The organism is Candidatus Cloacimonadota bacterium (assembly GCA_019429305.1).
GTDB lineage: Bacteria > Cloacimonadota > Cloacimonadia > Cloacimonadales > JAJBBL01 > JAHYIR01.
This window is the reverse complement of sequence record JAHYIR010000020.1, coordinates 1-22,167: the sequence shown is the minus strand read 5'-3', so window position 1 is coordinate 22,167 and position 22,167 is coordinate 1. Positions and strand designations below refer to the sequence as shown.

General features: G+C 37.1%; 14 protein-coding genes. 6 read left to right on the top strand and 8 right to left on the bottom strand.

All coding sequences use genetic code 11. The annotated features are described in order from the left end of the window. Positions 1-34: 34 nt before the first annotated feature. The 7 genes from K0B81_07580 to surE form a co-directional block, all read right to left on the bottom strand. On the bottom strand, positions 35-5,458 hold the full coding sequence (locus K0B81_07580) for an immune inhibitor A (protein ID MBW6516457.1): 5,424 nt from the start codon (positions 5,456-5,458) through the stop codon (positions 35-37). Positions 5,459-5,503: 45 nt separating this feature from the next. Further along, the gene (locus K0B81_07575) at positions 5,504-10,915 is read right to left on the bottom strand and encodes an immune inhibitor A (protein MBW6516456.1); all 5,412 of its coding nucleotides are present in this window, start codon (positions 10,913-10,915) and stop codon (positions 5,504-5,506) included. Positions 10,916-11,123: 208 nt separating this feature from the next. Continuing rightward, on the bottom strand, positions 11,124-12,122 hold the full coding sequence (locus K0B81_07570; protein ID MBW6516455.1) for a hypothetical protein: 999 nt from the start codon (positions 12,120-12,122) through the stop codon (positions 11,124-11,126). A gap of 186 nt (positions 12,123-12,308) precedes the next feature. Then, on the bottom strand, positions 12,309-13,487 hold the full coding sequence (locus tag K0B81_07565; GenBank protein MBW6516454.1) for a pyridoxal phosphate-dependent aminotransferase family protein: 1,179 nt from the start codon (positions 13,485-13,487) through the stop codon (positions 12,309-12,311). Further along, positions 13,487-14,002: a small multi-drug export protein gene (locus K0B81_07560; protein ID MBW6516453.1), complete on the bottom strand. Its 516-nt coding sequence runs from the start codon at positions 14,000-14,002 to the stop codon at positions 13,487-13,489. Before K0B81_07560 ends, K0B81_07565 begins: the two co-directional genes overlap by 1 nt. A gap of 193 nt (positions 14,003-14,195) precedes the next feature. Continuing rightward, a complete protein-coding gene (locus K0B81_07555) occupies positions 14,196-14,852 on the bottom strand; it encodes a protein-L-isoaspartate(D-aspartate) O-methyltransferase (protein ID MBW6516452.1) in 657 nt (218 codons plus the stop codon). Positions 14,853-14,899: 47 nt separating this feature from the next. Then, positions 14,900-15,661 (bottom strand): 5'/3'-nucleotidase SurE, encoded by a 762-nt coding sequence (gene surE, locus K0B81_07550; GenBank protein MBW6516451.1) that lies wholly within the window; start codon positions 15,659-15,661, stop codon positions 14,900-14,902. Positions 15,662-16,344: 683 nt separating this feature from the next. Here surE and rocD point away from each other — a divergent pair. The 3 genes from rocD (at position 16,345) to K0B81_07535 (ending at position 19,319) form a co-directional block, all read left to right on the top strand. Continuing rightward, the gene (gene rocD, locus K0B81_07545; GenBank protein ID MBW6516450.1) at positions 16,345-17,592 is read left to right on the top strand and encodes an ornithine--oxo-acid transaminase; all 1,248 of its coding nucleotides are present in this window, start codon (positions 16,345-16,347) and stop codon (positions 17,590-17,592) included. Between the two features lie 94 nt (positions 17,593-17,686). Continuing rightward, positions 17,687-18,601 carry an ABC transporter substrate-binding protein gene (locus K0B81_07540; protein ID MBW6516449.1) on the top strand — a complete coding sequence of 305 codons (915 nt, stop codon included), beginning with the start codon at positions 17,687-17,689 and terminating at the stop codon, positions 18,599-18,601. After that, positions 18,579-19,319, top strand: a complete 741-nt coding sequence (locus K0B81_07535) for an ABC transporter permease subunit (protein MBW6516448.1) — start codon at positions 18,579-18,581, stop codon at positions 19,317-19,319. The genes K0B81_07540 and K0B81_07535 overlap by 23 nt, the downstream gene beginning before the upstream one ends. Before the next feature lie 61 nt (positions 19,320-19,380). On the opposite strand, the gene K0B81_07530 is transcribed toward K0B81_07535, so the two are convergent. Next, entirely contained in the window at positions 19,381-20,037 is a 657-nt protein-coding gene (locus K0B81_07530; protein ID MBW6516447.1) for a peptidylprolyl isomerase, read from the bottom strand. 393 nt (positions 20,038-20,430) lie between these two features. Here K0B81_07530 and K0B81_07525 point away from each other — a divergent pair, with 393 nt between their 5' ends. From K0B81_07525 to K0B81_07515, 3 genes are all read left to right on the top strand, one after another. After that, positions 20,431-20,808 carry a PspC domain-containing protein gene (locus K0B81_07525; GenBank protein ID MBW6516446.1) on the top strand — a complete coding sequence of 126 codons (378 nt, stop codon included), beginning with the start codon at positions 20,431-20,433 and terminating at the stop codon, positions 20,806-20,808. 31 nt (positions 20,809-20,839) lie between these two features. Next, positions 20,840-21,298: an 8-oxo-dGTP diphosphatase gene (locus tag K0B81_07520; protein MBW6516445.1), complete on the top strand. Its 459-nt coding sequence runs from the start codon at positions 20,840-20,842 to the stop codon at positions 21,296-21,298. 7 nt (positions 21,299-21,305) lie between these two features. Then, on the top strand, positions 21,306-22,167 hold an 862-nt coding region (locus tag K0B81_07515; protein MBW6516444.1), incomplete at its 3' end, for a hypothetical protein.

The window sequence follows — 22,167 nt, the reverse complement described above, 5'->3', positions numbered from 1 at the left end:
CAAAAGAGGGTTCGAGAGAGTTGGGTTGTATGAATTACTTTAGCAGCAGTGCCTTTCTGGTTTCTCTGAATGTACCTGCTTGAATTTGGTAGAAGTAGATTCCTGAGCTAACTGGTCGGTTGTTGTTATTAACACCATTCCATTGGATGATATGATCTCCTGCGGGTAAGATATCATCGAGGAGCGTCTTAACCAGTTCTCCTTTTATATTGAATATTTTTAATTGAACTCTTTCCTGTACTGGTATGGAAAAAGCGATATTTGTCACCGGATTAAAGGGATTGGGATAATTTTGACTTAAAGCAAAGCAGGGAGATGTCAGGTCATCTTCTTCAATATTAAAATATTCGTCATCAGTGCTTACGGTATTGGATTTATCGCTGTTACCTTCTGGATATAGAGCTACTACATAGTATCTATAAATGCTTTGCGGTATTGGAATAAATTCAGAAAATGTTTGTTCTGTAGTATTAGCGATAAGAGTGAAGATACCGCTATCTCTTTGTCTGAAAACCGAGAAAGTAGTCTGTTGTTCTCTAGATAGTTTTCTAGAATCATCAGAACGAGACATCGGTAGAGGGTTATAGCTCCAATTTAATTCTGTACTGTTATCATCTTCATTGAAGGTCAATTCCAAGTTTTCAGGAGGAGTTAGATATTGTAGAGAGAAATCTTTATTTTGAATGAGTTCGAGATCAGAGATCTCGAAATTATGAGTTACATCTGTAAAATGATAAGGGAAATGGGCAGATACTGTATAGTTCCCTGCTGGCACAATGAGAGTGTAATTGCCGGCTATATCCGGTCTTACCGAATAATCTCCTGCTGTAATTAAAGCATTACTAACACAGAATGGGCTCTGGTTCAATTCTACAGATCCGGATATTGTAGCGGATAATGGATTAGCTCCAGAAAGCATTACATCGTCAATAAACCAACCAGGAGCATTTACCCAGGGCCCTGAGCCGAAATGCCATCTCAGAAGGACTTGTTTACCAAAATATTGCTGGAGATCAAATGTTGCTTCCTGCCAGCCGTTACTATTTCCTGAATAAGCCGGTTGATTAGGGATACCGGAGTTTCCTGAATTGACAGTGGTGACAGGATATCCACCAAAAGGATGAACAATCTGCCAACTATTTCCGTCATCAGTGGAGATCTTGATGTTTCCTCCATCCCAATAGTGTTCTATGTTATAGTTATGTTGAAAAATGAGTTCACTAAAGGGAGTGATAAGGAAAGAAGGTGAATCGAGAGTCCAGTTAGCAGAATCAGCATAATTAGTATTGAGAACAGTAGCCCAGACTTTTTCACCCGAATAGGGGTTTATTGAAGGTTCACCCCATTGCCAGCCAGAATCATTATTACTAGCAAACCCACCATCATTATCTTCAAAATCAATGAAGATGTCCTCCATAGCAACACCTATATATAGCTCTCTGCTGTATGCGATAATATTCTCAGCATCAATATTAATAACTAAAGGGATTACTTCTTGAACAGGGCAGTCTTCATTAAAAGTTATGCTGATATTTTTTTGCAGATTGGTGTTCGAAGGTACATCACCGATAATGACATTTGGAGTAGTGACTGTAGCATACTCATTATAAGATTCGACAGAAAAAGCAGCATTTCTTACCGGAGTCATCGATGAATTATTCAAAACTAATACCAGATTAACTGTTTCTCCTGGTTCTATAATACCATTACCATTCCCTTCGATCTCTTCGATCAGATAAGAAATAATCTGCAGACTCGGTCGGCTAATAGTAAGTTGGAATGGGAAACTGAAAGAGGCATTATCTGTTGTTATATTGATTTGCATGTTTGCAGTATAATTGTTGTCAGTAGCTGCGGAAACATTAAACTCAAAAAATTCCCGGTTTATCTCTTCAGTACCGGGGAAGATGTCATAATATTGCGAAGAATCATGTAGTATGTTTATATATGGACTTGTAGTATTTATTGTTGCAGAGACGTTTGTAGCAGTTGCCAATCCAATATTTCTGAGATAGATACCTAACTTTACATTTTCTCCAGCATCGATGTATCCACTTTCGCTCTCATCAAAAACTATCACACTCTGTCTGACTAAAAGAGGTTCACCATAGTTCTGATGTCCGACGATCATGATAGCACTTTCATGAGTTAAGACACCAGCAGCAACCGGATATTGATTGGCAAAAGTATAAGTTAATCCGACATTACCTGTGTGATCACCAATACCAACGGTACAATAATTGCCCCAGTTGCCAAACATTCCACCAGCCGCATTATTTACATTATTAAAGATTTTGTATTGAATTTTTATAAGACCGTCATTGATAGTAGGTTCTAAATCTGGGTTAAAAAGTATTATTTGAAAAGTCTCTTGAGCAGAACCAACAAAATTCTGAGCATTTTGCCATTGTATAATAAAAGCATCATTATCTTGATCATGATATGTATAAACCCCACCCTGTGCCAGACTGAGATTATCCCAGAAAGCAGCTACAATAGGATTAGGACCCATAGGTCCCGGAAGTAGCCAATTGCGGTAAGTACCTTGTTGAGTATATCCAAAACTTATCCAGCCATTGGCAGATATAGTCACAACGTCATAATCAACACCATAAAATTTGAATGTAAAGGGTAAATTCACAGCAGTAAAATCTTGAACATTATTATAGTCAGATTGTAATCCTGTGTTGACACCATTACCTCCTAATTGAGGTGCTATCTCAATCCAGTCATATACGGGAGCAAACTCATAATTTGTATCCTCCATACCGTAAATATAATAGCCATATTCGCAGGGACCGAGTGGATCATTCACGGAAATAGGACCGATTTGCAAAGTTACTGGTTCTAAAGCTTCATATCCTAAATGGTTATAGAATAAGACTTCTAAATCAACAGTCATACCAGGAATAAATTGATCAAAGGCAGTGATAGTAAAAGAGTTAGCAGGTATTGAAGTTGCAGTACCACCGACTTCTATATTTTCAAAGTAAGCGATTGAATCGGAGATATCGAGTAGAGGATTATTTGTCCGCAAGATACCAAAAACTTCTTCAATATCAAGTTGCCCCTGATTATGGATGGTCATCCGCATCAAAGCTGTCTGACCGGGTTCAATGTAATTCTGACTGTCAGCAATAATTAAACCGATAGGTTTGAGACTGTTGCCGTTTATCTTAAACAGGAATTTGCTAAGCCAGCTATTACCCAGATCATCTTCTAATGTGAGTGAAAAAATTACGGGGAACATATTAGGTGCGGCTAATGAGATGGAAATTGAAAATTCCTCTCCGCCTTCGGCTATGGCTCCAGCTTGTATATTACCATAACTTGTTGTTCCGTTAATAATCTCTATATAGGGTGTGTCAGTAGAAATTGAACCAGCAATATTATATACAGTCTCATCTCGGTAGTTCTTAATGTTAGTTAGAAAAGATATAGTTTCTCCGGCATTGATAGGGCTGTTCACAATAACATTATACAGAGTGACCGCCGGCTCTCCGGATAGGGTAAAACTACCTAGATGAGGTATGTAATCAGGTTTCGTTACTGTTAGTAGAACTTCACCGGTATTATCAGGGTTGAAGAAATGTGTAATAAAACCACTCTCATCAGTATATCCGGTTGCAAAAATTACATCATCACCCTGTCTGATAGTAACCCATGCATCTTCAAGGGGTAATCCGAGATGATCTGTAACTATCACTTCAATGAAATTAGTACCTAAAGGTAAAACCTCTTCATAAGCAACATTCATTTCCTTTGGAGTATTGACCCAGATATCCATAGATGGATCGCCCATTAGATTAACCCAATGAGAAAACTGTGGTGGTTGGCTTGGATGCACTGTATCATAAGTCTGATGCAAGAAAATCTTGCCTCTAACGAGTGTCTCACCTAAAGTTCTGATACCTTCATTATATATACCATAAGTAAAAGAACCACTTAAAGCATTATTAAAGGCAGTTTTACTTTCTAAAGTATTGACCCCTATAGCACCAATACCCCCTTTTAGTTCTAAAGGAGTACCTATGTTGACCATTCTTTCAGTTTCACTGTTATTACTGTAGTTAAGTGTATTACAGGTCAGGAAAAAACAGTAGGGCATCATTAAACCATTATTCATAGTAGGATCATTGGGTGACCAATTCGAAAAACCGTAATATCCACGATAATTAAAAACAAATGAACCTTGATTGAGAGCTGCATTTATTTGTGAAGGGAAAGGAGAATAATATACTTCAGAAAAGGTAAAGTCAGGATCATAAAGAAGCATTAACTCTTTCACATATTTAGGAGTAAAGAGCGTTGAAATACCCCAACCGGTAGGAGAACCAACTAATAGAGCATTTTTATACCAGTTCATGTTATCCAGATAGGGCTCTTTTTCATAATTCTTTATCTTATTCCAGATAGTCATCAATTGTTCTTGATTACTGAAAGGTAATCTACCAACGAAGACGTCAGAAATATTATCATCCCCCTCTAAGAGTGAGTAAGGATGATCTCCGGCATAATTAGGATAGGCATAGAATGGTGGTATTGAAAAAGTACCACTACCTCCTCCAATCAAGATAACGTATTCTGGTGGATGTTCCCAAGTATTATAAGCGTTCTGAATGTAATTTTTGATCGCTGTATTAGTTGTTAGATTTTGGGTATTTGTAGCAGTAATTTCAAATCCTTTCTGTCTTTTCCAGTTAACAAAAAAATCAACAATTGGTTGTATAACTGAGTTATGGTGGTAAATAACCAAAATGCTTCTTGCCTGATATTCCCATGCAGGGTCAACAAACTCTTCATAGTTGACAAAAACACTACGATAGATCTTTTCGAAACTACGTGATAATTTGCGATATGGTTTGCTTATCTCATTTTCACCCTGTTGGCTTTGGTCAAACTCTACTTTGATTCTAATATGCCTATTTACTTCCAGTTCTTCTAATGCAGGATTGTATCTAAATGGCGTGACAGCAACCGAAACGAAACGAATATCCCTCATCACAGCCGGAGTTACGATCTCAGTAATCAGATCAGGATAGGTAATATCTCTTTCATAGAATGCTTCATCTTTAAGGAATCCAACATTTTTAGATATTTCGAGTTCAAAATCCTGAGATGGAAAGATCGTATAATTATTGACTATTTCGGAGTCTAGAACAGTTATATTAGTCAAAACTACTCTTCCAGTTGCTGGAACAGCGATAGAAGTCGTAAAAACCGGTAGTTCCGGCAGTCCTTCTTCCATCAGATAAGAAGCTTTCGGATGTGTTATTCTTTGATAATCGAAACCATCAACTTCAATCGTTTCAAAGTCATAACTATCGAGAACAAATTCAATTTCAATATAATCTTTTGTTGATTGGTAGGAAGTGAAAAGGGGTTGTGCATCTAACATTCTTGAGAATGAACATAATAAAATCACTATCAAACCAATGTAGATCATAATCCTTTTCATTAGTAACTCCCTAAAACATTGATAAATCTTTGTTTAGTGAACTTTCTATTTTAGAAGTACTGCCTTCTTTATATCTCTATATTGACCTGCCTGAATACTATAGAAATAAATGCCGGAACTGACTTTTCTGTTTTGATTATTATTTCCGTACCATTGAACAGTATGATCACCGGTATCCATTGTATCATTAATGAGTGTTTTAACTAATTCACCTTTGATATTGAATATTTTCAATTCAACCCTCTCCTGCTGAGGAAGAGTAAACGCTATGTTTGTAACAGGGTTAAAGGGATTAGGGTAATTTTGTCTTAGTCTGAATTCATAGACAACGGGAACATCCTCATCAACATCATAGTAAGGACTATCTGTTGCTACAATATTGGATCTATCACTACTCCCATACGGATATTCGGTAACTATGTAATAGCGGTAAACATTATCAGCATTTGGTATCAGATCAGTATAGCTTAGTTCGAGTGTTGTTGTCAATTCAGTAAAGTAACCACTGTTCTCCTGTCTGTAGATAGTAAAATAGTAGTCATCATCTCGGGGAATGTCTCTACCACTACGTGTTGATGTATCCGGCAAAGGTTCATAATCCCATAATAAATCTACAGTCAGATTATCTTCATTTAGTGTATATCTCAGATTTTCCGGTGGTGTAAGGTAAAGCAATGTAAAATCATAGTCGGTCAGAAATTCGAGTTCTCCTAAAGAGACATCATATTCAGTGTCTTCATAATGAAATGGTAAATGTGCAGTTACAAGATAATTTCCAGCTGGAACGACAAGTTTATAATTACCATTCAAATCGGGTTTAACTGAATAATCACCAGCCGTGATGATAACATTATCAACAGCAAGAGGACTTCGCAGAAGGTTAACATGACCAGAGATTACTGAAGTTAGTTGATTCATGCCACTTAAAAAGAAATCATCTATATACCAACCAAGATAATTTACCCATGGTCCGGAACCGAAATGAAAACGGAAATTAGCTAACTGTCCAAAATACTGGGATAGATCAAATCCGGCTTCCTGCCAACCATCACTATTACCTGAATACGCAGGCTGATTGGGAATTCCGGAATTTCCTGAATTAATACTATTTGTTGAATAACCCTCTTCAGGGTAGATGATTTGCCAGTTATCTCCATCATCAGTAGAAATCTTAACATTTCCACCATCCCAATAGTTTTCAATATTAAAATAGTGGTAGAATGATAATGAAGTCGTTGGAGTTATTAAAAAAGTAGGTGTATCGAGTGTCCAAGAAGCAGCATCAGCATAATTACCATCTAACACAGTACCCCAGACTTTAGATCCTGAAAAGGCATCAATAGTAGGTTCACCCCACTGCCAACCTTCAGTGTTGTTACTAATAAAACCACCATCATTGGCTTCAAAATCATTAAAGATGTCTTCCAATGAAATCCCCAAAAACAACTCTTTAGTAAAGTTAGAAACATTATTAGCATTAAAATGAATATTTATCGATACTTTCTCATCTGGTGGACAGTTCACATCAACATCAATATTAACTGCTGTCTGAAGATTATGATTAGAAGGAATATCACCAATAGTTATATTGGGATTATTAATAGTCAGATATTCATTAGTAGTTGATACGCTAATGTTGGCATTGTTAACAGTAGATAATGATGGATTGGTAAACTGCAGAATCAGGTTGGCTGTTTCTCCCGGATCAATAATTCCATCTCCGTTTCCAGTAATCTCTTCAACCAGATAAGTACTGAGATACGCACTTGGTCTCCGAACAGTTAGGAAAAAAGGAAAGGATGTATCAGTGTTATCACCAACAACATTAAGAACAAATTGAATTGTTTGTCCATCCGGAGTATTAGGTGATACATTATATTCAAAGAATTCTTGATTAACTAACTCCATTCCCGATTCAATATCATCATAATCGGAAGTATCGTTAACAATTGACATAAAGGGACTTGTAGTTGAGAGAATGCCAGTTAAATTTGTGGCAGGTGCATAGCCAATATTCTTGAGATAGATACCAATTTTGATGTTTTCTCCAACCTCTATAACACCATTGTTGTTTTCATCAAATACAACAATATTGTCTCTGATGAGGAAAGGTTCACTGTAGTTTCTCGGTCCAACAATCATAATAGCACTTTCATGACTGAGAGGTGCTGCTGCAGTGGGATATTGGTTGGAAAAAGTATAAGTCAAACCAACATTACTCGTATGGTCACCGATTCCAACTGTACAATAGTTTGACCAATCACCTCCAGTAGTTCCACTGTTAACATTGTTAAAGACTTTGTATTGAATTTTAATAAAACCATCATCTATAGTTTCATCTAACTCTGGATTGTAGAGGATAATCTGGAATGTATTGGGTGAAGTGCCGGAAGGAACTGTAGCGTTCTGCCACTGAACAATGTACTTATCGTCAGTCTCATAAAAATAGACACCACCACTCGATAAGCTTAGGTTATCCCAGAAAGCTGCGACTATAGGACTCGGTCCTAAAGGTCCGGGGAGAATATAATTACGAAAAGTTGCTTGTTCGGTTACTCCAAAACTTATCCAACCGTTAGCACAGATACTGATTTCATCATAATCCACACCGTAAAAACGGAAGGTAAAGGGTAAGTTTCTTGTTACTACATTTTGATTGTTATTCCAGTCGGAAGTTAATCCTGTATTGCTGCCTGGACCACCTAACTGTGGAGCTATTTCTATCCATTCATATACGGGAGCATACTCATAATCCACATCTTCCATTCCATAAATATAATAACCGTAATCACATGGTCCGTATGGATCAGTAACCGTAACTAAACCTACTGGAAGTTTTTTAGATTGAATAGCTTCAAATCCAAGATGATTGTACAAGTATAACTCAACTTCTATGGTCATACCTACTATAAGGTCTTCCAAAGCAGAGATCATAAATGAGTTTGTTGGAGCAGAAGTGACAGATTGTCCGGTTGCTATATTGCCAAAATATGCCAAAGAATCTGAAATATCTAACAATGGATTATTTGTCCTAATTACTCCATATACTTCTGATAGATCTACTTCACCGGTATTATGCAATGTTAATCTCAACATACCAGCATCACCCGGAGGGATATAATCATGATTATTATCGCCAAAGAGAATAGCAGTGGGTATCAATTGGCTACCATTAACCCTTAAAGAGAATTTACTGGTCCAGCTATTTTCTAAAGCATCTGTAAGCGTTAAGTCAAAAATCACCGGCATATTATTGGGTGCAGCATAAGAGACATGAACAATAAAAGTATCATCACTTTCTGCTATAGACCCGGGAGCTATGTTACCGAATGAAGAAATGCCTTCAATAATTTCTACATAAGGATTATTGCTGGTTAGTATTCCTTCAACATTGTTAACTATCTCGTCCCTAAAGTTCTTTACAGTTAAGATCATCGAAACATTAGATCCTGCATCAAAGGGATCATTGACAACAACATTATTCAAAGCAACAGACCATTCCCCGGTCAGAGTAAAAGTCCCTAAATGAGGGAGATAATCGGGCTTGGTAACAGTTACTTTAACTTCTCCGCTATTATCTGGATCGAAGAAGTGAGTAATTTCACCGTTTGTGTTTGTATATCCTGTTGCAAAAATAACATCATCATCTTGTCGGATAGTAACCCATCCATCTTCGATTGGTAATCCTTCACCGTCAGTGACCAATACGTCAAGGTAGTTTCTTCCCAGAGGTAGTGTATCTTCGTATGAGACATTCATAGTTTTAGGAATATCAATCCAGATATCCATAGAAGGGTCGCCCATCAAACTTGCTTTTTGGGTGTGTTGTGGGGGTAGTGATGGATGGACAATACCATAAGTCTGGTGCAAAAATATCTTACCCCGAGCTAAGGTTTCTCCCATGGTTCTGATACCTTCGTTAAAAATACCATAAAAGAAAGCGCCAACTAAGGCATTATTGGGTGTAGTTCTGGTTGAAGCAGTCGTCATACCGACAGCAGCAACTGCTCCTTTCGGTTCGCCGGGTGTTCCCATATTTACTATGGTTTCTGTTTTACTTTGATTATCAAAATTCAATGTAGCACAGGTTATAAAAAAGCAGTTAGGCATCCTTGACCCATTACTAAGTAAATCAGCGTTAGGTGACCAACCTGCCATACCTATATACCCGCGGAACGGGAAAAAGTTTATTCCTTGATTAAAGGCATTATTTATAACATTTGAAGCATTTCCTGAGTAGTGCTCCGTAAATTGATACTGATCACTTTCAAATTCCATTAGTTCTTTGATATACTTCATCACGAATTTAGGAGAAATACCCGATGAAGTTGTTGTATCACCTACTAACAAAGTATGTCGATACCAGTCAGTATTACCAAGAAAGGGTTCTCTCTCATAGAATCTGATCTTATCCCAGATAACAGCTAACTGAGTAGCATTGGCGATCGGTAATCTACCCACAAAAACATCGGGTATGTCATCATTGCCTTCTAATAAGCCATAGGGATGATCTCCTTGAGCACTATAAGCAGTAAAAGTAGGAATTTGATGAGAACCGGTACCGCCCCCGATCAAGAGCACATATTCTGGCGGATTTTCCCAAGTGTTATAAGCATTTTGTATATAAGCTTTTATAGCATCAGCAGTTCCCATACCAAAAGTACTAACAGCAGTAATCTCAAATCCTTTATCACGTTTCCAGTTTACGTACTGATTAACCAGTGGTTCTAAAGCTGTACTATTATGATATACAACTAAAATGCTACGTGCTTGATATTCCCAAGAAGGGTCTCTGAGGTCATCGTAATTGAGAAACATTCCACGGTAAATATTTTCAAAGCTTCGAGATAGCTTTCTGGAGGGACCAGTAATTTCATTCTCTCCAACAACAGTATCATCATAGTTTATACGAATTCTGATTTCTCTATCTACTAACAACTTTTCTTGTGCCGGATTGTATCTAAACGGGGTTACCGAGACAGTTACAAAGCGAAAATCTCTTATTATAACAGGAGAACTGATCTCAGAAGTTTTTAGAGGATATTGGGCATTACTTTCATAAAAATCATGATCCTTCAGGAAGCCCCTCTCAGGAGAGATGAACATATCGGGTCCTTGAGAAGGGTATATTTTGATATCATTGTAAGTTATACTATCTAATGTCTCGATCTCTTCAATATATACTGTTCCGGTGTTAGGTATAGCTATTGTAGCAGAAAAAACAGGTAGTTCCGGAAGTCCTTCTTCCATTAAGATTCCAGCATCAGGATGATAGAATCTTTTATAATCTACTCCATCAACTTCATTCGTAATAAATTCATAATCTTCAAGTCGAAACTCGATCTCAGTAAAATCTTGAGTTGTCTGTTTTAGCGTGAAAGTTTCTTTGCCGATTAGTAGTGTTGAAAAAGCTGTGATGACTATTAGTGTAATGATCTGAACATAGTTTTTATTCATATTGTGCTCCAAATTTTGTCTATTGTCTGTTAATATAACGGATAATATCGTTTTTATTGCTGTGGTATTGTAATGTGGTAATTCTTTGATAATTAGTTTTCAAGTTAAACATTTTCATCTCTGGTCAATTTTATAATTCATCTTTTTCTGTTCTAGATTGATATGTAAACTCCAATGGTTAATCGGTGTAAATTATCTTAACACCGAGTTAGCGATTAATACTAAACACACTGATCCCTTTATATCTTCCTGCCACGAAAATTTTTGAATTCTTTAATGCAACGAGTAGGACATAGTCAACTACAGTACTAGGAATGCGATCTAATAATTTCGGTTGTTCCGGATTATGACTAATATCATAGAGATAGACACCACCACCACCGGAACCAACAACAAGATAGTTATTCTCCAGATCAATGGCTTGAGCCCAACCTACTGTACTGATTTGACCAATCCAAACGGGATTGGTTTTATCTGAAATATCAGCTATCAAGAGACCTTCTTGTTTCGCTACTACATAAGCATAATCACCATTTACCCTAACATCTAAGGCTTCTCCAGTCATATTTAACTCGGATATGAGAGTTCGGCTTTCTAAATCGAAAATATATAAACCTCTCTGAGCAGCTGCTAAGTATACATATTGATCTACAATATGAAATTTACGAACTGCGTTAGGCATAGCATATTCGGCGATCTCCCAATTAGCCGTTTCTATTGTACCGTAACGAAATTTGCTGTTGGTATTGGAAATTGCTATCAAGGTTTCACCATCGACATCACTATACGCCTGCATATAATAAATATTAGCTACGTCCAGACCTATATAATAGGTTAAGTATTCAGGATTGGAGACATCACTAACATCGTACAGATGCAGAGTAGCCGGACCGTATCTATCCATGACAAAGAGGTAGTCATGATATGGAGCATAAGCCAATTGTCTGATATTGCTAAAGTATGAATAGGGATCCGGTGATGTAATTCTAACAATAGAATTTTCTGTAGTTCTATCGTAGATTGAGAATCCCGCTTGATCTTCGGCAACAAAAATTGCTGTTTCAGTTACTATCATATCTTGTGGAATACCAACAGTGGGGTAAAGTATCTCTTCCTGAACAATATCTATCGATACCGGATTACTTGCCTTGGCACATCCCAAGATAATAAGACAAACTATAAGTATGGTTAATACTATGAATTTCACGTAAAAATTCCTCCAAATGATACTATGTTTCTTATATATATTAAAGCAATTATTGTTCCTTAAATGCAATGATTTCATAGAGAGTAGAATGGTCTGTCGGGTAATTATTCGTCTATTAGAACTGAAGCCAGACTAAGAAAATCTTTCATCACATTAAGATTGGATAGATGCTCTTTAATGCAAGAGTTAAATAATGCCTAATTCTTTTCCTATTTTTTTAAATTTGTCGAGAGCTTGTTCAAGCTGTGGCTTGGTGTGTGTAGCCATAAAACTGCAGCGGATCAAACAACTATTAGGCGGTACAGCAGGTGGTACAATAGGATTGACAAAGACCCCCTCTTCAGCAAGCCGGCGCCACATCTTAAAAGCAACCATCATTTCTCCGACATGAAGAGGGATAACAGGAGTAGATGAATCTCCTGTATTGAAACCCATCTCATGAAACGAATCCATCATAAAATTAGTATTATCCCATAACTTTTCGATTCGTTCCGGTTCTTCTTTCATTATCTTCAGAGCTTCCAAAACACTGGCAGCAGAAGCTGGAGGAAGAGAAGCACTAAAAATCAAAGATCTAGCATGGTGCTTCAGATAATCTATTATCTTCTGATCAGCAGCTATAAAACCACCAACTGATGCTAAGGATTTGCTAAAGGTTCCCATGATGATATCAGATTTATCGGTACAACCGAAATGCATAGCTGCTCCGGCACCGGTTGAATGTAAGACTCCAATGGAATGTGCTTCATCAACCATAAGATTGACCTTGTATTTCTGGCATAATTCAACAATTTTGGGTAGATCAGCAATATCACCTTCCATACTAAAAATTCCATCGACAACAATAAGTGCGTTAGCACCATTAATTTTTTGCAGAACTTTTTCTAAACTGTTCATGTCATTGTGACTGTAGCGTAACATTTCACCAAAAGATAGGCGACAACCGTCTATTATTGAGGCATGATCATATTTATCGGTTATTATATAATCATTCTTACCAACGATGGCACTTATCGCTCCCAAATTTGCTTGATACCCTGTAGCAAATACCAAAGAGGATTCTTTACCGACAAGCTTGGCAAGTTCTTCTTCCAAAGTAATATGGATATCGAGAGTACCATTGAGAAATCTTGAGCCGGCACATCCTGAGCCATATTTCTTTGTTGCTTCAATAGCTGCCTGTTTAACGCGTGGATGATTAGTCAAACCAAGATAGCTATTAGAACCCATCATGAGCATCTTCTGACCATTGACCATTACTTCTGTATCTTGTTCTGTTGAGATAATTCTGAAATAGGGATAATATCCTAAAGATCGAATACAATCTGCATCTTTAAAATTATAACACTTATCAAATAAACCCATTATACTGCACCTTCATTTCTTTTTTTTATGTTGTTGATGTTCATTAACGTCATAGCTTTTCTTAAAAAAAGTGCTAACAAAACCGTCAAGGCAATTATTGCTCCAATCCATCCGAGAAGACTGAGAATTGTTACAACTATACCGGCTATCAATACTCCACAAAAGATGAAGAAGATTGATTTCCAAAATTTCAAACCAAAGAGATAGGCAGCGAACGAACCGGTCCAAGCACCGGTAATTGGTAAAGGTATCGCAACAAAAATCACTAATCCTAACTCCTGATACTTCTCAACCATGCTGCTCCTATGATGTGTGCGTCGAAAAATGAATTCCAAAAACTTTCTCAATATAGGAACTTTGTAGAAGAGTTTAGTAATACCATCTAAGAACAACAGCACGAAAAAGATAGGCACCATATTACCCACAATACTAATCGTAAAGACTAATAGTGGATTGAGATCGAAATAATTTATGCCAATAGGTATGCTACCCCGTAGTTCAAACACAGGTAACATTGAAATAAGAAAGACTGTTAACTCCGGTGAGAATATATCTCTAATTTTATCTACTATTTCTTTTTGAACGAAAGATTTAGCGAATTCGACATCTTGAACTTCTTCTGGCTCAGGTATGATATAATCCGAACCGTATTCCCCATTAAGCAGAGTTAGTGAAATGATGAAAACAAGAAAGCAGAGAAGTTGCTTATTAATCATTCTTCCAACCCTCTTCTCCTATGAGAGGCACGAAAGTACATCCTCCATAGCTCTTTTTAATTATCTGATCACCTTGCTTCTCCACAAGCAGCAACTCCTGAAACATACGGTTTCCTGCGGGAATTACTAATTTGCCACCTTCAGCTAATTGCAAGATTAGTGATTCAGGTACATGGGGGGCTGCTGCTGAGACGGCAATTTTATTGAATTTACTACATGGTGGATATGCTTTTTCCCATCCTTTAGTTCCATCACCAACCCTGAAATGAATGTTATCGTAATTCATGCCTTTTAAAATAATACGAGCATTCATTAATAATTCAGGTATGCGTTCAACAGTGTATACTTCTTTTACCATTTCGGCTATAAGAGCGGTTTGATAACCCGAACCGGTTCCAATCTCCAAAACTATGTCCTCTTTACTTAAACAGAGTAAATCCAAAGTCATAGCGACAATATAAGGTTGGGATATGGTCTGTCCCTGACCTATGCCTAGAGGATGATCCTGATAGGAGTAATTACGATACTCTTCAGGAACAAAGAGGTGTCTAGGAACTTTGAGAAATGCTGCTAAAAGTTCCGGGTTTTTTATACCTCTTGCGGCGATCTGATTTTCAACCATTCTCTTTCTTTGATCTTCGAATTTCATAAGGGCTCGTTCTAAATCTAATCTTAAGTTACTTTTAATAAAGAAAATCAGTTATTAGTTTCAATATTTCTCAACCAATCCTGAATCCTATCAAAGGATGAGTAATTAGTGAATCTAGGTGATACAGGAGTAATGGATACATAACTGTTAGCGACTGCTGCAATATCTGTTTCTTCTTCTATCAGCCACTCAGGTTTATCACCACCTATCCAGTAAATTTTCCGACCACGAGGATCCTCTTGTTGATGGACAAATTCTTTGTAGCGCCGATGCCCGGTTTTAGTCAATAGATATCCTTTAACTTCCGACAACGGGCTAGATGGAATATTAATGTTCAAGATCTCATATCGTTGTATCAGCTGGTGGATATTTTGACGTAGCAAGCTACATGTAACCTGAGCAGCAGTAGGGAAAAACTCACTCGAACGGGAATTGAGGGATACTGCTATTGCCGGATATCCGAAATACATTGCTTCTATCGCTGCAGCTACCGTACCGGAATAAAGAATATCTTCACCCATATTCGGACCGTTGTTTATTCCTGATATGACTAGATCACAGCCATTATCTAAGATAACTTCCAGAGCTAAGATCACACAATCTGCCGGGCTGCCGGTAATTGCAAAACGGTTCTTACTTTTTTCTATAATTCTTAAGGGAGTATGTAGTGTTATAGAATGTGATGACGCACTTCGTTCCATCTCAGGAGCTACAACAATAACTTCATGGTTACATTCTTCTAAAGCATGTGCTAATTCTATTATTCCTGGTGCGTAGATACCATCATCATTTGTCAGTAATATTCTCATTAATTCTCCAGTTTAATTCTCGTCCTCATGATTTTGAATTTAAAAGTTATTTTTTTTCATCGTGTTCTTTAGGCAAGAAAAAACAGTTATCTGCTTAACTTAAGCAAATTAATGAGTCAAAGATCATAATGGACAGAATTTTCTAACTATAGCCAATTATGTCTTCAGAAAAAAAATCGTAGTATCACTCTTCGTAACACGAATAATAATATGACTAAAGCGGCAATAGCAAATGATAATATTTTCTTGTATCCAGAAGATTTTTCTCTGTTCATATATAATAACTCGAATGCAACAGAGCGAATGTCGTCAATAATAAAATAGATCAATTATTATTCTCTCCGAGATAAAGAAATCGAACTTTTAATTGGTTTGTAGCAATTCCCTTCAGACTAACTTGATGAAATTGCTCTGTTTTACAGGTAATATATTGTGATTTACCTATGAGGAGCAGACGAGTCGGCCTTAGCCGACTCGTAGGGTTACTAAGGATAGATTAGAAATATTAACTTGATGATTAGAAGTCGCCTAGAAGAAAGATATAGTGAATAGACCATGAATTTATGAAGATCAGTTCATGCTAGTATCATATCAGATATAGCGTGGTATCATCAAACAAACTTTATATAGATTGACAGGGGAAGCTTAAAAAAAATGATGGTCAAAAACCAATGGAGGAATTTATGAGCACTGATTTGGTCAATGGAACGATCAGCAGTCAAGAATCAATTGATTTGGAAGAGCGGTATGGCGCCCATAATTATCACCCATTACCAGTAGTCATAGCAAAAGGTGAAGGTGCCTTTGTTTGGGATCCTGAAGGGAAAAAGTACTTTGATTTTCTCTCTGCTTATTCAGCTGTCAATCAGGGACATTGTCATCCGAAGATAGTCAATGCCTTGATAGAACAAGCAAAGGTACTGACCTTAACTTCACGAGCTTTCTTTAACAACAAATTAGGTGAGTATGAAAAATTTATCACAGAATTTTTTGGATTTGAGATGGTTTTACCGATGAACACAGGTGCTGAAGGTGTAGAGACTGCCATGAAGTTAAGCCGTAAATGGGGTTATGAGAAAAAGGGAATCCCTCAAGGAAAAGCTAAAATAGTCTTTTGTGAAAACAATTTTCATGGTAGAACAATCGCTATTATTTCAGCTTCTACTGACTTAACTTGTAGAGAGAATTTTGGACCTTTCTTATCGGGGATAGAAGTAATTCCTTATAATAACATAGCAGCATTAGCAAACATGTTGGAGTATCAGGGAGAGGAGATCTGTGCCTTTTTTGTAGAACCAATACAGGGAGAAGCAGGTGTTTTCGTTCCCGATGAAGGATATCTTAAAGCATGTTATGATCTATGCAAGAAACACAATGTCCTCTTTGTAGCTGATGAGATACAGACCGGTATCGCTCGAACTGGAAGATTATCATGCTGTGATTATGAAGAAGTTAAACCTGATATCCTGATATTAGGGAAAGCACTTTCCGGTGGAGTACTTCCTGTTTCTGCAGTATTGTCCAGCAAAGAAATAATGCTCACTATAAAGCCGGGTCAACATGGTTCTACCTTTGGAGGATTCCCCTTAGCTTGCGCAGTAGCCAAAGCAGCGTTAGAAGTGGTTCGAGATGAAGATCTGGTAAAAAAATCGGAATATCTGGGTAAGATCGTCCGAGAGGAATTGAATAAGATTCAATCCGATCGTGTAGTTAAAGTAAGAGGTAAGGGATTATTGAATGCTATAGAAACTGAGCCAAAAGATGGTATCGAAGCTTGGGATATCTGCGTGAAGTTAAAGGAGAGTGGGGTTCTGTGTAAACCTACTCACCAACATATAATTCGATTAGCTCCACCTCTGGTAATAGAAGAAAAAGACTTACGAGAAGCGTTAGCAATAATCAGAAACGTTATTGAAGCGTTAGATAGATAATTAATAAAAAAACAGTAAAGCCCTAGGCCTTAAATAATTCAAGAGCCACCCTGACTGTTAAGTTAAGGTGGCTCTTTTTTTATTGGAGAAAGTGATGAAAAAAAAATATATGCTCGGATCAATAATAATGATTTCGTTACTCATGATTAGTTGTTCTAGTAAAATGGATATACTTCAAGTGGGAATAATTTCCCCTTCTACCAATCATCTTTCTTTGTTGATAGCTTTGGATGAGGGTCTTATAAATGATAATGAAATTAAAATTCATCGCTTCTCTTCCGGTTGGGAAGCAAATGAAGCTTTGATCAATGGCAAGATAGATCTGGCTATTATGCCCTTTACTTACGCTTGGCAAGCAGTATCAGAAAGGAGAAAAGTAAAAATAATATCATTTCTGGAGAGAGAAAGTGATGGCATAATAGCTCACCGTAATATAACTGCTATAAATGATCTCGATGGGAAAAAGTTAGGTGTGTTAAGGGCTTCTACTCTCGATATCTTTTTCCAAATGTTACTAGATGATTACAATATATTGCCTGAAGTCATCTATTTTCGTACTCCGACAGAAATGGCCACTGCTCTGCAAAACGGGTATGTTGATGCTTTAAGCTTTTATGTTCCACCTCTGTTTCATTTCGATGATAATTTTCATATACTGCTCTGGTATAGTGAACTCTACCCTGAGCACCCTTGTTGTGATATCTTGGTATATGAGGATAGCTTAGTAAATAAGAAAGAGCAGATAGAAAGATTTTTAGAAGGAGTTAAGATAGGTTGTCAGATACTTGAAAGTGATTCTGATCAGGGAATAAAAACTATTATGAGCAACTTTGGTTTAGCAAGAGATGTTGCAGAAAAAACACTAAAACAACAGAAATTCAAACTCGGGTTAGAACCGTCAGGGAAAGAATTTCAAGAAAAAGTTGCCCGCAAGATGTTGGAATTAGGATATTTAAGAGCCACAGTATCATCACAAGAGGTTTATTATGATTTCTTTGAAGTTGAATAACAAGATAGTTTATTACAATCTCTGGGCATTGCTTTTTATCATCCTGATCATAGCTTTATTAATGATCTCTCTGAATCTTAATCTCGAGGCATTTACCGGATTAAGAGTTTCTGTCTCAACAATGATTCAGGATCTTATTTATACGTTCCTAAGAGTGACATTAATCTCCCTGATTGCTTGGTCATTAGCTATAATCGGAGGTTGGCTTTTAAATCATATAAGTTTTATTCGTATGATAACACTTCCCGGTGTGAACTTCATTCGGCATATATCACCTTTTGCTTGGTTTCCTTTTGCAATAATCTGGTTTGGTTTGGGTGAAAGACCAGTATCCTTTATTTTATTGGTGACACTCTTTTTCCCGGCTTTAATCGCTATCAGAGAAATGTTTGCCGATATTGACCGTGATTATCTGGATGAAGCGAAAGTATGCGGGGCTAAAAGTTGGCAACTTTTTTATCATATTGAACTACCTTTGATCATGGTGTCACTAATTAACTTTTTCAGGATCCTCTGGGGTTTAGGTTGGACCGTTGTCATTGCTGCTGAAATGCTGGGTACTGCAGTCGGTTTAGGATATAGATTACTAGATTTTCGTTATTTACTCTTTTACGAAGAGATGATTGTTTATCTGATTATTATGGGTGTTGTTGGCATTTTGATCGATAAAGGATTGTATCTGTTAGTTAAATGTCTCCGAAAGAGGAATTCGAGTTAAAAAAACGGGAGCATAAAGAAAATTATACTCCCGGTGACTATTATAGTTCAATAAACTTTTTCTATTTAATAGTTACATTGTTTACTATTGCTTGATTATCTTCTAATGGGTTATCTCGAGAATCCCGCGGAAGATTTTCTATTTTATGGACGACATCCATTCCATTCACAACTTTACCAATTACTGTATGTTTTCCATCAAGCCATGGTGCTCCATCCTCTGCAGTGATAATGAAGAATTGGCTTCCGTTTGTATTAGGACCGGCATTTGCCATAGAAATATATGAATATGCATTAGGTAGAGATGGCAGGTCATCATTGAAAGTATAACCTTGGTTTTCTAACAGCTCTTTTACGGTCATATTGCTAACGGGATGATCTCTGGGGACTTGATTAGCCATAAAAGAATCCTTTACGAGCAGGGTATCGAAACCAAAAGCTTTCGCGCTGATCTCATCTGGTAAACGGTAACCGGGACCACCTTGACCATCGTTAGCTCGATTGCCGTCTTTAGTGTTTGGGTCACCACCTTGGATCATAAATTGCGGAATTACGCGGTGAAAATAGGTGTCATTATAGAAACCTTCACTACTCAATTTAAGAAAGTTCTCTACTAATCCGGGAGCTACTTCGGGATAGAGTTCCATTTCTATATTGCCTTGATTTGTCTCGAAGATCACTACTCTGACCGTTTTTTCCGTATCGGCATAGCATATCATTGCAACCATTGCTATTACCATTATAAGCAAGATTCTAAACATAATACCTCCATGTTTCTTCTTGTAGCTATTGAAGACTAAAAAACGATTTTTAATGATAGTGTCAACCAGTTTCGTGAATGCACTGAGTTTTATTGCTATTTATGACAAGCTAATTCACTAATCGCTACTCCTTACAGTACCATAATAGTTTAATATCAGTGAGAACATCTGTAATAATGAGAAACTGTTTTAGTTGTTACTATAAATATTTCGCAACCTGATATCCGAGTTTAGAAGATAGGTTGCTAAGAAAACTAATCATTGACAAATAGAATGAGAATAATTAGAAAAGCTTAAAAAACTTGTTTGGAGGTCATCATCAAAAAGCTACATTTATCAACGACTAATAGGATGATAGCAGGTGTTTGCGGTGGTTTATCGGAAACATTTGGTATTGATGCCATACTGATACGCATAATCTTCATTGTAGTGACATTCTTTGGAGGAATCGGCCTACTGGCTTATCTGATCTTAATGATAGTTCTACCGAGATGTGAAAAAGATGCTGTTGTGGAAATAGATGTAACACCAAAAGAGGAAGCATCTCGCAAACTAACCCGTTATAACAAGGGGAAAATGATAGCAGGGATCTGTTCCGGCATGGAGCGATTCTTTGGTATTGATGTCAGCATAGTCAGGATCATCTTCATTGTTGTAACTCTGTTAACAAGTGGATTTGGGATCATAGTTTATTTGGTTCTTTGGTTGCTATTGCCGTTAGAGTATTGATTGGATAATTAGTTTAGATCAGATAATACTAATGAAATTAGCGACGTTGTGTTATCTTCGCCGTAAAGGGCAGACTTTAATGATCCACAGAAACAAGAAGACCAATGATATACATCAGGGGAAATGGAATGGTTTGGGTGGTAAATTTCATCTTGGGGAAACTCCCGAAGAGTGTGTTCGTAGAGAAGTAAAAGAAGAATCCGGGTATGTATTAGGGAAAATCAGTTTAAAGGGGTTTATTACCTTTCCGGAGTTTGACAATATTGAAGACTGGTACGTCTTTGTTTTCATATCAGATGATTTTCAGGGAGAGATGATCGATTCTCCTGAGGGTGATTTATGTTGGATAGATGATGATAAACTGGACAAACTCAGTCTTTGGGAAGGTGACTACATCTTTATGAAATGGTTACAACAACCTCAGGCCTTTTCAGCAAAATTTACCTACAATAACCAGAAATTAGTAGATTACCAAATCGTATTTTATTGATAATTAAGTGATAATACCTTATCAGAAAAACACTATTACAATACTGCTATTCATTGTACTTATATTTGGAATTCTGTTTATTACCCAAAGCCAACTATCATCAGAAGAGCAAGAAGTCGGGCAAAGTACTGAGTTAAGGCGGTATTTTTCTCCAATTCTAAGAACTGAACAGGTTAGTTTCCGAGAAGGATATCTCAGATTTCAATTAAATAATTCAAACATCATCAGGAACTCTGAAAAAGTATATATAGAGGAGAAAGCTTTACAGAGAGATGAAGAATATCAGATAGATTATGAGTTAGGTATTATTTCCTTTCAGGAAACTATGCTGGAGTTTGATTCAGCAGAGATAGAGTATTCGATTATACCTGAAGATATCAATCGGCAATTTTACTATTACATAAGTTATGATTACAGTGATACTCTGCAGGTTATCCAAACAGGGCGAGACAGATTTCGTTTAGAGTTTCCCGATACTCAGCTCAATATTTCCGGCAGTAAAACTATCACAGTTTCAGTAGCGAGTGATGAGGATTTCAATATCCATCAATCCCTCTTTTTGCGGATTGATGGTGAATTACGACGTAATCTCAGGATCAGAGCCCAACTTTCTGATAGCCAATCTCCACTAACACCAGAAGGTGATACAAGAGAGCTGAGTAGTTTGGATCAGATATATATCAAGCTTTACGGTAATGAATATGAGATCTCTTTTGGTGATCTGGATATTGCTTTTGATGACACCCAATTCATGAACTATACCAGTCGTTTTGAAGGATTAAAAGCAGAGTGGTTCGGGAAGAACAGCTTTCAGGGTGCCTTGGCTATATCAAGAGGTAAAGAGAGCAGTAATGAATTCTTTGGTAAGG